This is a genomic window from Rhizobium sp. AP16, from assembly GCF_000281735.1.
In the GTDB taxonomy this organism is placed as follows: Bacteria; Pseudomonadota; Alphaproteobacteria; order Rhizobiales; family Rhizobiaceae; genus Rhizobium; species Rhizobium rhizogenes.
The window spans coordinates 1-13,968 of the sequence record NZ_AJVM01000044.1; the positions used below are offsets into that span (position 1 = coordinate 1).

General features: G+C 54.0%; 12 protein-coding genes and 1 pseudogene. 5 read left to right on the forward strand and 8 right to left on the reverse strand.

Annotated elements, in window-relative coordinates:
• Positions 1 to 1,272 (forward strand): glycosyltransferase (locus PMI03_RS14935; RefSeq protein ID WP_007694645.1); only part of this gene is annotated, 1,272 nt, incomplete at its 5' end.
• 34 nt (positions 1,273 to 1,306) lie between these two features.
• Here PMI03_RS14935 and PMI03_RS14940 read toward each other — a convergent pair.
• The 4 genes from PMI03_RS14940 to PMI03_RS14950 all read right to left on the reverse strand — a co-directional run bounded on the left by PMI03_RS14940 (position 1,307) and on the right by PMI03_RS14950 (position 6,760).
• Positions 1,307 to 2,422, reverse strand: a complete 1,116-nt coding sequence (locus PMI03_RS14940) for a glycosyltransferase family 4 protein (protein ID WP_007694647.1) — start codon at positions 2,420 to 2,422, stop codon at positions 1,307 to 1,309.
• A 486-nt stretch (positions 2,423 to 2,908) separates the two neighbouring features.
• Positions 2,909 to 4,822: a Ti-type conjugative transfer system protein TraG gene (gene traG / locus PMI03_RS14945; RefSeq protein ID WP_007694649.1), complete on the reverse strand. Its 1,914-nt coding sequence runs from the start codon at positions 4,820 to 4,822 to the stop codon at positions 2,909 to 2,911.
• Positions 4,823 to 4,870: 48 nt separating this feature from the next.
• A complete protein-coding gene (locus tag PMI03_RS30995) occupies positions 4,871 to 4,951 on the reverse strand; it encodes a conjugal transfer protein TraD (protein WP_131596122.1) in 81 nt (26 codons plus the stop codon).
• An 813-nt stretch (positions 4,952 to 5,764) separates the two neighbouring features.
• The gene (locus tag PMI03_RS14950; protein ID WP_007694651.1) at positions 5,765 to 6,760 is read right to left on the reverse strand and encodes a class I SAM-dependent methyltransferase; all 996 of its coding nucleotides are present in this window, start codon (positions 6,758 to 6,760) and stop codon (positions 5,765 to 5,767) included.
• Positions 6,761 to 7,087: 327 nt separating this feature from the next.
• Here PMI03_RS14950 and PMI03_RS14955 point away from each other — a divergent pair, with 327 nt between their 5' ends.
• From PMI03_RS14955 to PMI03_RS14965, 3 genes are all read left to right on the forward strand, one after another.
• On the forward strand, positions 7,088 to 7,978 hold the full coding sequence (locus tag PMI03_RS14955; RefSeq protein WP_007694653.1) for a helix-turn-helix domain-containing protein: 891 nt from the start codon (positions 7,088 to 7,090) through the stop codon (positions 7,976 to 7,978).
• Between the two features lie 142 nt (positions 7,979 to 8,120).
• A complete protein-coding gene (locus tag PMI03_RS14960; RefSeq protein WP_007694655.1) occupies positions 8,121 to 9,377 on the forward strand; it encodes an MFS transporter in 1,257 nt (418 codons plus the stop codon).
• Complete coding sequence (locus tag PMI03_RS14965) at positions 9,374 to 10,789, forward strand: hypothetical protein (RefSeq protein ID WP_007694656.1); 1,416 nt, start codon at positions 9,374 to 9,376, stop codon at positions 10,787 to 10,789. Before PMI03_RS14960 ends, PMI03_RS14965 begins: the two co-directional genes overlap by 4 nt.
• Before the next feature lie 211 nt (positions 10,790 to 11,000).
• Here the strand turns inward: PMI03_RS14965 and PMI03_RS14970 are convergent, their stop codons facing one another.
• From PMI03_RS14970 to PMI03_RS31005, 3 genes and pseudogenes are all read right to left on the reverse strand, one after another.
• A complete protein-coding gene (locus tag PMI03_RS14970) occupies positions 11,001 to 11,276 on the reverse strand; it encodes a type II toxin-antitoxin system RelE/ParE family toxin (protein ID WP_052034277.1) in 276 nt (91 codons plus the stop codon).
• A gap of 129 nt (positions 11,277 to 11,405) precedes the next feature.
• Positions 11,406 to 11,663, reverse strand: coding sequence for a helix-turn-helix domain-containing protein (locus PMI03_RS31000; protein WP_081500814.1), 258 nt, complete (start codon positions 11,661 to 11,663; stop codon positions 11,406 to 11,408).
• A gap of 150 nt (positions 11,664 to 11,813) precedes the next feature.
• Positions 11,814 to 11,958: pseudogene (locus PMI03_RS31005) on the reverse strand (helix-turn-helix domain-containing protein); the annotation flags it as partial.
• Positions 11,959 to 12,174: 216 nt separating this feature from the next.
• Between PMI03_RS31005 and PMI03_RS14975 the strand changes: the two are divergent.
• Complete coding sequence (locus tag PMI03_RS14975; protein WP_012652927.1) at positions 12,175 to 12,654, forward strand: helix-turn-helix domain-containing protein; 480 nt, start codon at positions 12,175 to 12,177, stop codon at positions 12,652 to 12,654.
• Positions 12,655 to 12,704: 50 nt separating this feature from the next.
• Here the strand turns inward: PMI03_RS14975 and PMI03_RS14980 are convergent, their stop codons facing one another.
• Positions 12,705 to 13,946, reverse strand: coding sequence for a CapA family protein (locus PMI03_RS14980; protein WP_007694663.1), 1,242 nt, complete (start codon positions 13,944 to 13,946; stop codon positions 12,705 to 12,707).
• Between the last annotated feature and the right edge of the window lie 22 nt (positions 13,947 to 13,968).

Consider the following 13,968-nt stretch of genomic DNA (forward strand, 5'->3'; position numbering starts at 1 on the left):
GAGGGTCGTACGGCCTTTTGGGAGTGGTGGACCACATACGGTCAAGCTGAATATTTCGCCGATACCGGTGAGGTTGTCGCTGGTATTACGGTTCCAGTTGTTCCAGCAGCTGAGGCGGCATCGGAAGCACGCGAAGAAGCCGCCAAACATGCCGTCACCAACGCCTCTACATCCGGGGTATCGCTCGTTGGATATCCAAGGGGGGAGTTCGGGCTGGGCGAGGACATACGGCTACTTCGAGCATCATTAAACGAAGTGCAAATAAAGCCGACTGTCGTCAACGCACCTTGGACGATTATGGCGCGCCAAGCGATCGACGAACCGTCGGTCGAAGCGGATGTGGCTACTTTCGACGGTGACGTGATGATCTATGTCATGCCGGCCTTCGATACTCTAACGTTGTTAAACAAGGTCGGCCCTAGCGCCTTTTCCGCTCGACGAAAAATCGGTTTCTGGCAATGGGAGCTGGAACGGTTTCCGCCGCCTGCCAGAATGGCAATGGAATTGGTCGACGAGATCTGGTGCCACTCGGAACATTCAGCTCGTGCATTTCGAGGCGCGACGGACAAGCCTGTCATCAGGGTGCCGCTGCCCGTGATGGTGCCTGAGCTCCCCAGAGTTTCGCGATCAAATTTTGGCCTAGAGGACGACAGCTTCGTCGTCTTCACCAGTTTCGATGGCGCTTCCTCTATCTCGCGCAAAAATCCCTTGGGCGCTGTCCTTGCGTTTCAATCGGCTTTCCCCCGTGAAACCCACCGCAAGGCGCGGCTGATTGTCAAGGCAATGAATGTGCACGACGATTCGCTTTGGCGCGAATGCATGCGCAAGGCCGCGCAGGATCCACGCATTATCATCCGCAACACGGTCATGGATCGCCTCGAGTATTACGAACTGCTGCAGTGTTGTGACGTGGTCTTGTCGCTGCATCGGGCGGAAGGCTTTGGACGTCTTATGGCGGAGGCGATGGCGCTGGGAATTCCGGTCGTGGCATCCGCATATTCTGGCAATATGGATTTTATGAACGATAAGAATAGCTGGCTCGTGAGCGGCGAAACGCTTCCCGTGCTATTTGGGGACTATCCATTTTATCAGGATCAAATTTGGTTCGAGCCGGATGTCGGTTCGGCGGCGGAAGCCCTTAGAGACTGCGAGAGCAACGCTGAAAAACGCGGACAGTTTATTATCGCTGCCAAGCAGACGATGGATCGCTACAGCACTCAAAATTGTGGGAGAGAATATCTCAAATTATTGAAAAGCAGAGCTTCGAAATAAGGCCTTGCTATACGAATTTTCGCGAAGAACAGGCTTATGGCCGTGCCAACAGGTCCCGATAAAGCTCCGCATAGGCGTTCCCCATACGCTCTGCGGTGAAACTTTCCTGGTAGTGCGTCCGTGCCGCGCTGCCTAGGTTGGCTGAACGTATGGGGTCATTGGCTATGGCATTCATTGCCGTTGCCAAGGCTTCTGCGTCGTTGGGGGGGACGACGACCCCCGTCTTTCCGTCGACATTGACGAAACTTGTTCCGGTTCCGATCTCGCAGGAAACCATAGGTTTTCCGAACATGGCGGCCTCGACTAAGGAAAGGCCAAAGGCCTCCGAGCGTAAATGGGAAGGGAATACGAAGCCGGTACACAGTTCGAAAAGGGCAGATTTGTCGATGTCTGGCAACGCACCAAGAAAGGACACGTTTGCCAGATTGTTGACCTTTGCATATTTTTGCAACGTACGATCCATCGGACCGTCTCCCACGATGACAATATCCAGATTAGTCCTCTTCGCGGCCTCCAATAGAATATGGACGCCTTTGTAGTAGCGCAGAACACCGACAAAAAGGAAGAAGGGCCGAGGTAGACGCTCGCGCCAGCGCGCCTTCGTGTCTTCCTCCGCCCTGGCGTATTCCGCTTCGTCGAGCCCCAATGGAATGACGACCGTCTTCTCTTTGTAGCGCTGCAGTACATCGCTGGTTGCGAGATAGTTTGGCGACGTGGCGACGATCCTGTCGACGCTATCGAGGAAGCGGTGCATTAGCGGCCTGTACAGTTTCAACAGAAACTTTTGCTTCACGATATCGGAGTGATAGGTAACAACGGTCGGCTTATGGGGAGGATGAACAAGATGAACTAGGTCCATCAGTGGCCAGGGAAAATGGTAGTGAACAATATCTGCCACATTTGACAGCTCGCGAAACCGTCCGAAGACGTCGCGCGAAAATCCAGTTGATGCAAACTCAAAATCGAGCTTGGATTTATAGGCCATGTACCCATGAAATCTGACTGTGTTTTCTGTTGGAATTTTGCTCAGCGATAGGACGTCGGATTCTATACCCTTTGTGGCGGCGCCCCTGATAATCGCATGAATCGTCCGCTCGACGCCTCCGAAGGTATCTGGCCAATACGTCTTGAAGAAATGTAGGATCCGCATTTTATTCCTGCGCAGAATCACTTAGCTCGTTGTCGGCTAGCTTGTTGTTGTTCCACTCATTAACGACCGCGAGAATGGCGGCTTTAGGACGTGCTGAAAAAACCGATATAGAGCAAGCCGCGGAAAATGATAGTCGCTAGGCGTTTGTCAACTAGAAGACGTGCGTGAAGGTCGAGAACCAGCCTCCGTATGATGTGATCGCCGGGCTGAAAAACCTAAGGCCACGGCCGCCGTTTTGCTCTTCCGGGGGCCGCTTTTACTTCCCGATTTCAATCGAAGAAAAGTTCTATATCCGTTGCACTTGGGCGATAGAAGCAGGGCGATCTATCGCTAACGATTTCAATTCATCACCTGGCCTATGCCTTGGGGGTGTGCCGTCTCGTATCTTGTCGAGCAAATCGCACAACTGAAAAATCAATGCCAGGTCACGCTCTATGACCGCTGGCTGCCGGAATTCGTTACTGGCTTCGTGGTCAACGCCAAAGCCTAGAATTTTAAAAAGCGATTGACCTTCGCCGCCTTGTCCATCTCCTTGCGTCGGAAATAGATCGCTCGTCCGCAGCGAATGGGACTGTGACCCTGGACGATGATGATCTGTTCGTCCTTGCGCATCGACTGGGTGATTTCGTGCGGCATGATCAGCGGTCGGCGTTGAAAACTGATGCTTTCGGATTTGCGGCCACCGCTATTCGAGTTGCTCCAGCCGACATTGCGCGAACGCCCCTGCACTTCGACGGTCATCTCTCCGCATTGGGCGGAGACATTGCGTGCCGTATCGAGCGCCTTGATTGCGGCGTAGGATGTGAAGGCGCAACCTTCGATCCAGGAGGTCGCTCCGTCCTTGCCGAAATGACGCTCGAGTTGGCCGACGGATTGATACATCAGCATCAGTGTGATGCCATACTTCCGCCCGCGGTCCCGTGCTTCTTCAAGAATACGGATGTAGCCCAGCAAATCGACCTCATCGAGCATGAAGAGCGCTCGATGATAGAAGTCGCCGTCGGCCTGGACCATGGCATTGATCAGCGAGCCGACGATCACCCGGCCAATGCCCGGATAGGAGCGCAGGATCGAAGCGGGGATATTGAGGAAGACGTCCTTCCGTCCAGAAGCGATGTCGCTCGATTTGAACGCATCACCGCAGACAAGCGCGGCATAATTGTCGAGCGACAGCCATTGTGTATCCTTGGATGCGGTCGAATAGACCCCGGAGAAAGTCTGCTCCGTCATGTTGGTGAAGACGCCTAGCGTCTCGCGAATAAAGGCGGACGCGGAATTTTCTTGGATGTCGCGCAGCATGGCAAGCACCGACGGTTCCGGCTCGGAAACGATTAGACGCAGGCTGCGCAAGTTGCGGCGGCCGGCATAATCTGGCGACAGCATCACATGCGCCAGAAGACCAGTTAGTAGATTGTGCGCCTGGTTCTGGAAATAGGAGCCAGTCGAGGATTCGAAGCGCAGGCTTTCTGATAAAAGCATATGGGCGATACCAACGATGTCCTCTTCCTTGCGCGTCGATCTCTCGATCCCATCAAGAACGTTGAAGCCCATGACCGGATTGGTGGGGTCGAGTACCATGACTTCGCGGCCTAGCGCATGGGCGCGATGTTCGAGAACCATCGGTGCGACCTCCGTCGATGGATCGAGGCAGATCAGCGGCCCTCGGTAACGCAGCGCCGTCGGGATGACGTTGCTGGTCGTCTTGAAGCCGCCGGAGCCCGCGAAGAACAACATATGGGTGGAATCGAAATTCTGATTGAAAGTCATGAGTGGCGCCTTGCCACCTTGCCCCCAAGTCCCGTAATCGTTCGGATCAAAAGGCAGCGCATGCACGCGGTCACGGTCGACGCGGTAGCGCTCGCCGATGACGATCTCCCCGTCCGAGGGGAAGAGCTTCGCCACCTCCGACATGAGCAGCCAATCGGCATCGCCGAAGATGCCGCGCTTGGCGCGCTTGATCGCATTGGAAACGACGATCGAAATGCGCGCGGAGATTGCGACAATACCAAATCCGAGAATAGTCCCGGCAACCGCGAAGGAGTCGAGATAAGTGAGAGCCTCGTTCCATGTGATGACACCATTCTCCACCCACGGAGCGAGACGGGCATATTCCCGCAGGGCGTAAAAGCTTGCCACGCATAAAAAGCAAAGAAGGCTCGTAAAAGCGATCGGCCGACGGCGATGCAGTGGCAATGCCCAAACCATCAGAAGTGAGGCGATAGGTCCGAGGACGAGATTGGGAAGAGGAACCGCTCGCAGGAACCAATAGGCGATCCGTGCTGGCATGCCGATCGCCAAATCCTGCCACCGCCATCCGGTGATACAGAGTGTCAGTGTTGTCACTGCGATCGGCACCAGGGTGAGCATCAAGCTCGGATGCACTCTGTACCTTAGCGCCATTGAGACGTCTCCTCCAGAAATAGCGTCTTCGCGTCATGATGAACGCCTTCAACACTGTCTCGCCAACTCTATCAGGCCCCCTAATAGGAACTCGCGGTTCATTGCCGAAAAGCCGGCCCGGAGAACCAGGGTGCCAACTAGAAACGCTGGTGGGCGCCATGCTTGCTTTCACCTGACATCAGAAATCTGCGCCGTCGTTCCAGCTTCACAAAACGCTGGCCAAGGCGTTTCAGCAGATACGGCGACGTCCTCCTCAAAGTCGTGTGGCGATCGCGTCGAAAGATAGAATCGAGCTGGTCGTTAGGAATTTCCGTCTCCGTCAGACTCGCCTTTTTCGCAGTCCTCGTTGTTAGAGAGTGGCATCGGCCTTCGCGGGCCGATCGATTTGAGGGCGCAATAGGCGAAGAACGGCATACCCGGTACCGTGACATCGACGCTGCGAAGTTCCATAAAGGAAAAGACTTCGATGTAAGCCTCTATACCAAGGCAAATATCAATAGTGGAGCCACGCATCGGTTTTGGAGTGTCAGCCAGTGAGCGTTCGAGCATTTGGCGATGGTGAGTGGGCGCCCTTAGTCGGATGCCAGCGGTTCCATTCCGGTATGCAGCGGGAGATTTTGGACAGGCTGGTTTCAAGTATCGTTCGTATCCCAAAAAATATGAGTATGTTCTCTGCTGTGACCCGAAAGAGCAGGCCGCTGTCCACCAGTCTGATGGTTGCATGACCTCCTTCGAACACGAATGCTTTTTCCGATCCCTTTTCAATCACCGAACGAGAGAATGCGGCGATCGTGCTGCAGAGTTGGTCAAGCGAGCAGTTTGCGTTGAGTAAGGGGACATAAGTTTCGGCAACGTGCTCGTACATCGCAAAAGCATCAGTTCTTGGGTAGGGCGATGGGGGTAATCGTTCTTGACAATTGGATCTGCTAAATTCTGAATTACTCACAATATTGGGCCTCCGCCAATGCTGCTAAAAAGCGGTCGCGGTAAAGGTCCGTAAACATATTCGCCTGGAATGGCCGGTTCGATTAGGCCTGAGATGAATCTCTCGATATTTGGCAGACTATTGCCTGCCACCAGCGAATAAAAATTCCCACTATTCCAGGTAATGTAGGAGTAGCGAAAATAGGGTGTCAGGGCCGCTTCCATGCCGTCAAGCGTCACCTCATTTTGATTCATGACGGTTAGTACTGCGGCCTCTTTCGCCATGATGTCCGTATGACTGAAAAAGCGAGCCTTGAAACCGTGATCTTTCTGGCGTTCGCGATGCTTGTATTCCTCGATGTCGACGTTTCTGAATTTTTCAACGAAGACAAAGAGGCCGTTATCCTTCAGATGTTGAGAAACGAAGCCAATTTGGTCTCGCCGATTGGGGGAATACATTTGAAATGTCGTGTCCTCGAAGATGACGTCGAAGCCTGACGCAAACTTGGTCAGATTTTCGCGGGTATGAAATTTATCGGGGGTCAAATGGTGAAAAGGGCCAACGAAGAATGTTGCGTGCGGCGGATCACCATATGCAAGGAAGCTGTGCTGGTTCTCAATGTTGGGACTGCAAGACAGGCTTTCGACGCGGCCGTCCGCCAGCTCCGAAATCGTACGCGCCATAGTGCCTTCGGCGGTGCCTAATGAATAAAGATGTAATGGTTCAGGCATGCCTTGGCTGTATTGGAGGATCGCGTGTCCAAGGCGGCATTCTTCCTCGAGCCGATAGGGAATGCTGCTATGATAATGCTGGTCGAAAGGACCCCGCCGTCGCTCGTGCAAACTGACAAAGCTGTCGAGGAGGTGGTCACCTTTCAGCAATCGCCTATCGACTTGCGGCTCTCTTATTGGTTTTCCGGCCCGGCCGGCGGCGGTGGCCGCGAAGAAACTGGAGAGTTCATTCAACCGGGGAGCACCTTCGCATTCTTGAAAAAATGAGGAGAAGTCCCGCATCTCTTGCCTCGCTCCGGTTGGGTCGACACGCATCGGTGCCATGATATGATCAGCCCAAATTCCTAGGGCCGGCGGCATTTTCTTTAGGACATTCCCCCACTTGCGATCCGCGCTTTGTTTGCGGTGCAATAAATGAGGATCGACACCAGGAGAGAGTTACGAGATGTATCCTCGGTCCACATTCGAAATCTTGCTGTTCTTTCAAAAACTTGACATGATTTTTTTGCGTCGCAGCGGAAAATGCTTAAACCGACCATAAGTAGCAGGTGTGGGCTCACTCAGATTTAAGCGTCAGGTGGGCCGTTTAGCCGGCGAAAGGAATAATGGATGATTGGTTCTGCAGCGTTTGATCCGAACTCAGTCAAGCGCGCAGAGCATTTGACATTTGCTCATCAGCATGCCGTCTGGGGATCGGTCCGCGCGGACCTTATCCGGCGAACCGGCGTCGGACGGCAGGAAACAAAGGTGGTCGCGAGCGATCACACAATCATGTTGAACATTGGCGGCATTGCGAGAGAAGGCGAGGATTATCTGGACGGCCGCAAAGTTGCGTTTACGCCAAGACAAGTTGGGTCGGTATCCTTCATTCCAGCAGATCATAGCTGGACGGGCTGGGACAACGGCGATCCGACGGCCTCCTATCTTTTCCTTAGCGTCGATAAGAGCTTCATCACAGGTCGCTTCGAGAATGTGCCCGGGACGAATCTCAATAGGCTTGCGCCAGCTCTTGGATTTCGGGATTCAGCGGTCGAACTTGCGGCTCGGCGCATCCGATCGGAGATAAGCCGACAGGATCCTATGGGCATTATGTCGGTAGAGAGCCAGATCGCGACGATCTTTGTGGAGCTCTTGCGCCGTGTCGGCAATAAGCGTCAGCTTATAAAGGGTGGGCTTGCACCAACGGTGCTCAAGCGATTGATTGAAATGATTGAGGCCTCACTTGAGCGGCCCGTGAGTATCGCTGATCTCGCACGGGAAGCCGATCTCAGTGACCATCACATGTCGAGAGCGTTCCGACTGTCGACGGGATTACCGCCGCATACTTATATAATTCGAAGACGACTGGAACGTGCGGGAGAGTTGCTTCGGTTCTCCAACGCGTCGATTACTGAAGTCGCTTACATGTGCGGCTACTCCAATCCCAGCCACTTCTCGACGGCATTCCGACGTGAAATGGGTATTGCTCCGCGACAATATAGGCTTGCCTGGGGGAAATGATCCTGGCCGTGGATTGCCGATCAGATTGTAGCAGGATTTCGAAAGTTCGATTTCGAGCCATGATCTAGCTTGGGCGTTGGGACATGCAGTGCCGTCGGGCTGATGTGATCCCTGTCCGTAGTAGAACCTCTGGCAACGATAGATGGACCGAACCGAACAGACTGAACCAAGTCTTACTTTAGAGCACCGCCACCTGCGTTCGGCCCGCCGTTTTTATCTGCTCAGCACGTCTTTTGCAGCGGTAGGTCGCAATGCCTATTACGTTGGGGCGGTATGGGTGCTTGCGGCTTCCGGTGAATTAGCCGGTTCTATAGCCCTGTTTCTCGCTCTCGGGAGCATCGCCGAGTTTCTGGTGAGCGCCCCAGTGGGACGCCTCGCCGACCGCTTAGATCGCCGGTATCTCTGCATGATAAGTGATACGGCAAGGATATTCATTCTGCTGTCAGTGTCTGCTGCTCTCCTCTTTCCTGGCAAGCCTACTTACGTGCTTTACAGCTCGGTCATCCTATATGCGGTTGCGGATCGGATTTATCTGCTTGCGTCCTCGGCAATCATCCCGTCGATTGCGCGGCCGAGACGCCTGGTTTCCTTCAACTCACTGGCATATATCGGAATACAGGTCGGCAATATGCTTGCGGCAATAGCCACCGGTTGGCTCCTGGATATCGCGCCGCAACAGCTATGCTTCTTGCTTGCGGCAGGGACATTCGCCGTTTCATGTCTGAGCATGGGCCGTATCGCGGTTCGCGTTTCTGGCCCCGCTGCTGATCATGTGCATCGCTCGTCTATACCTCGGCAGACAGCTGCGTCCGAGCGTTTAGGTCGCGTGCCGCTGACCCTTATCGTCAGCTATATTCTGATCTATACGATGGGCATGTTGATCAGCGCTCTCGCCTCGATATTCGTGCGGGAGGAACTCGGTGGAAGTTCAACCGACTTTGGCAGACTGGAAGCCTGCTGGGCTGCAGGTGCCGTCGTTAGCATGTCGATATTGATGCTAAAGGCGTTCGACCATGCGGATGGCCGTGCAATTCCGATAATCGTCATGCTGTTAGGCGCGGCGATGGCCGGTTTCCATATGATGCGGAACTTGGAAGGTGCCGTTGTGTTGATGGCGGTTCTTGGTGCCGGCTACAATCTCACGCGAGTGCTCGTTGATGTTGAGATACAGCGGCGAATACCAAGTGCTAAATTGGGGCTCGTGAAGGGAAGAGTGCACGTTGCGTGCATGGGATTTAGCCTGGCGCTTTATGCCGCTCTTGCGATGATTGGAAACGCGATCCCGTCCTCGATAACATTCCTTGTCTTTGGAAGCGGCATGATTGCCTGTGTTGCCTTTAGCTATGTCATCAACCTCGTGAGAGGCAAATTCTTTTCTCATCTAAGGCCGCCACAATGATCGAGTCGTCCGACGTCAATGACTCTCTGCTTTCCAAAGGTGATGCCCTGGAACTGATCTGCACGCTGTTTCCATGGATTGCGGATTTCAGGCAGCGAAGCCTGCAGGATTATGCTCACGCTGCCTTCGACGCCCAGCCTTACGAGGGCCATTGCGGCGCTAGGGACCATGCGATGTTGCTCCTGCAGCAATGTATCCGTCGCGCGGCGCTTGCGATTGGTATGTCCGAAGATCGTGCTTATGCAATGGCAGCGGGGATGGCAAAGGCCCCAGTCTTGCAAACGGGCCCACACTTGCACCTGTTGATCGAGCCGGATGCCTACTACACACATTTGTTCAGCCTGACGGGCCTTAAGGCGCATCATCGGTCAACCTACATCTCGTATGCTGTCTCTACGGTCAAATTCGTCGAAAGGGGCCGGAAGGGGCCCGGCTGGCTGAAGCTTGATGGTGACTCAGTCAATGTGTTTGGGCTAAGCCGAAGCCAGATGATCCCCTATAGTATTCTTGCGCGAAACGGCATCTATCGTTTCGCATTGAAGAACGTCGATCGATCTGGAGCCGCCGGCGACACGGCCGCTCGACTTCAATCGATGTTGCCGCAGAAGAGTTTTCCTTCGGCAGCTCTTGCGATCAAGTGCGCCAATAGGTGTTTGTGGAGCCAATTTTTCGATCCGGTCATTGATTTCCTCCAAATCGATGACGAGGACGTGGCGGACCTGGTGGCAGAGCATCTGAAGGACGGATCATCGTGGCTGGCTCGTCGCCTGTTCAATGATGGGGATTTTGCCCAAAATCTCATCCGCTATACGGAGGCGCTCTCCGAAGGTCCATGGTGTGGATGGTTTAAGAACTCAACGGACCTATTTTGGGGTAACGAAAGTGGTCGCCTTATCCCGTTGCGTCTTGTGAGTTCCCAGCTCCAGGCAAGGGGGGCGGAAAACTTCGTTTTAAGGTTCTCTGCTGCCGACCTGATTGACGCGCTGCATGCTCGAAAGATCATTCCAAATCTTTTCCTGATGTTTATCGTTACGGCTATATTGCCAGGGGTTCGCGTCCTCGGCGGAAGTCGGCATACGGTTTACTATCCGCTTATGCGATATGTGCTGTGTCGGGCTCTCGAAGCCAACGATTCAGATTCAGATCTGCTTTCAACGATAGCGGCGGACACCAAGCCAGGCATGTGGGGACATCGGGTGCTCTTGGCAGGCACCGAGCCGTTCTCGGAGCTTGAGTCGTTGCGCAGAGGCGATATCTCCGTCGTGCTTGAGAGATATCGCGCACTATCGCTGGAAGAGGCGTGCGGTGCTCTAGAGAGCTTTGCAACCGACCCGATGTGGGTTCACCTCAAAGACGGCCTGATGAATCAGGGCATAAGCCCTAAGAGTCCGGAGTGGGCGTTTTCACAATAATCTTCTTGTTCTCTATTGGTCAAACAAGGGGAGCTGTCTTGCTCAACACGGATTGGGGCGGGCAAAATATAGGGAGGAGACTATGCGGTTCAGGGAGGCGGTCACCTATCGCTGTCGATCAACGGAGATTCTGTGACTGTCGACGCGCATCGCGGCTGTGCAACACCGTATCCATGTTTCTTGCTCTAGCTACCGGTCGGCCGCCACGGCTTCAGAAAAGGGTCGTTAGGTCGCGTCGACCGTCCACTACTTGAACGATTTCAACCATATGGATTTCGCTTTCGTCCGCATCGGCAAATGTTTCATAGAGGATGATATACGGGGCTTCGACCAGCATGTGGGCTGTACCGAAAATTTCGGGATGCTGTTCCCCAAGACGCAGGTGATCTGCAAGAAGGTTGGCCTTGTACCGGAACTGTTGGAAAAATCGTTCGGCAGCCAGCGGCTGTTCCTTACCAATTTCGATATAGATTTTCTTGGCGTCCAAACAAGCTTAATCTGCCGGTGTGCTGGCTGGATGCAGATGGCGATGTAGGCGGTATAGCTTAGCCCGAAACTGCCGCAAGTGTCCTGTCTGTAGGCAAGCTCAGATTGGATAACGTCTTGTGGGGAACGCTTATGGGCGACGACCTCGGCGGAGGTTGTTGGGTGGTTGCTCGCCTTCCGCGGGTTCAACTAGAAGCTCAAAGACTTTACAGTTGAGCACGCTTGCGATTTTACCCAAAGAATCTATTCCCAAATTTACTTGTTTACGCTCAAGTTGAGAAATCGACACGCGTTCCAAGCCGGCTTCAAGCGCAAGGCGCTCCTGCGAGAGGCCTACTTGGACACGAAGTTTGCGTACATTCCATGCTAGCAGATCACGTGGCGTCATCACTCCACATGGCCATTGCGTTGCCAATTAAATAACTGGCTATTCTATACATAATGATTTATCTTACTGACTATGACGTTTCAGACTGAGAGGCGCGACATGGAAATATGCCGGCTATCTTACTTTTTGCCATGGTCGTGGAAGTGGCGATCAGATGTCGTTATCGGGTTTGACCAATTCAACGTGAGAGACGCCGAGTGCTTGAGCCAGTTCGTAAAGGGTAATCACGGTCGGGTTCCGTCGACCGCGTTTCGAGACCGCTGAGATATTGCTGGCTGAAGCCGGAGCGCGCTTCAAAGGCGCAGGCAAAGGGAAGTAAGGCGGCGGAACGGCGCGGTAAAGCAAGGTCCAGATCAATGCGGAGCGAGCTCACAAATGGAACTACTCCAGCTCAATTATCTGGTTGCGATCAACGAGTTATTGCACACGGATAGGGCAGGGGCCAAGGCCTTAAGCAGATTTTTATCGAGCGCGCGCCGCGTGAAATCCCTCATAGTGAGATCGCTAAGCAATGCATGATCGAGCAGCTAAAATCTTCATCGATAACTCACATGGCAGGCTCTTCGCTGACAGGGGAGGGGATGGGCAGATGATCCATCCGGTCGACCGTCATGTCGGACAGCAACTTCGTATTCTGCGTATCCATTCCAACCTCTCTCAGACCGAACTCGGGCATGAAGTTGGCTTGAGCTATCAGCAGGTTCAGAAATACGAGAGTGGAAAAAATCGCATCAGTGCGTCGATGCTTTATGTGATCGCCAGCCGACTGAATGTTCCCGTGAATCGGTTTTTTGACGGCTTGCCGCCATCTGAGTCAGAAGTAACCGACGGTATAGTTCCCGAAGTCGACGAACGCATAGCTTATATAGCCACCGCTGAAGGACGCCGTTTTGTCGAGGAGATCCTGCGGCTTCCACCGCGACTTCGAACGCGCACCCTTGCAGTGATCAAGGTGCTTGCTGGAGACGAAGAAGAGACGGCCGGCGAGTAGCCGTCAGTGTTTGAGCGGATATTGTAATAGAGAGCTTCGCCTTGGAAACCTCAGTCTGTCGCGGAGATCCTTCCAATCGTGCCGTGACGTTTGATGACTGTCCCGAATGGGGCTGAGCGCTTGGCGAGATCATCAATGATCTGTGCCGCCATCTTGCCGCTCGCCGGCGTCGGCACGTACCGCTCATGGAAATGGTTATCCTTCAGCCGTTCCTCGCCACCGATGACGATCGGCAAAATATCAATAGATTGCAGCAGTCCGTCTGGATCGAAGGCACAGGTTGCTACCACGCTTTTCCAGACCTCCGGCGGGCTCCATTCAGTCTCGCCCTTTTCCGTATGGAAGAGGAAGTTGCCGAGACCAAAGAAGATCGGCGCTCCTTTGTAGATCTCGATCGGCTGCAAGGCTGGCGTCCCGTGGCTGACGAAGGCGTGGGCGCCGGCATCTATGCATGCATGCGCAAACGCTTGGACCCAGTCTGGCACCTCCTGCCAGTTTGGCTCCCAATGATGGTGGTGGAGGTAAGCGATAACGAACTGCCCATGCATCGCCGCCCTGGCAATTACCGCTAGCTGATTTAACGCACTATCCGGATCAATAACAACTTTGCGCCGATTGGTATCGGATCGCCGGAAAATGGTTCCGTAGAAGTCAATCTCGCTTTCTTCATCCACTATTGCGGGATCGTCCGGTTGCGCGTAGTTGGCGCGCTCAAGTTTCGAACTTTGAAACGTCGTCTGGACGGTTTCCAACATGTCGAACGTCGCTTGATCGGTCTCGAAGATCCTGGTCACATCCAATCTGTTTACACCGGGCCTAGAGGGTCGTCGGAAGCGTGCATTATCGGCGTACATCGTCTCCGGTCCGGGGCCAGCATCCATTGCCACCAAGGCGACATCCCTGCCGCCCAGCGATTTTACGCCCGGTAAGATGGCATGATCTAGGTCGAGGCCAATGCCGGCGTGGAGGAAGTCACGCGCTTCGACCTCCTCCAGCGTAGACAAGATGCCCGGCGGTCCGAGATCAAAGGCGTGATTGTTCGCGAGCGCGAGGGTGTTGAAGCCAGCCTGTTTCAATGCATCGAGGACACTGGGGTCCGAACATCCGAAATACGAGCCTTTCATGGGCGCCCCGCCGTGGCGGCCCAGGATGGTGCTTTCAAAATTGGTGAAGGCGACATCGGCTCGTTTCAGGATGTCGGTAATAGACGCGAACCCTCGATCACAGGAGTTGCGGATATCGTGGTGAATCAGGGATTGGCCTGTCATGGCGATGATGAAAGGGGACGGCATGGGAATACCTGCAATGTTCAGT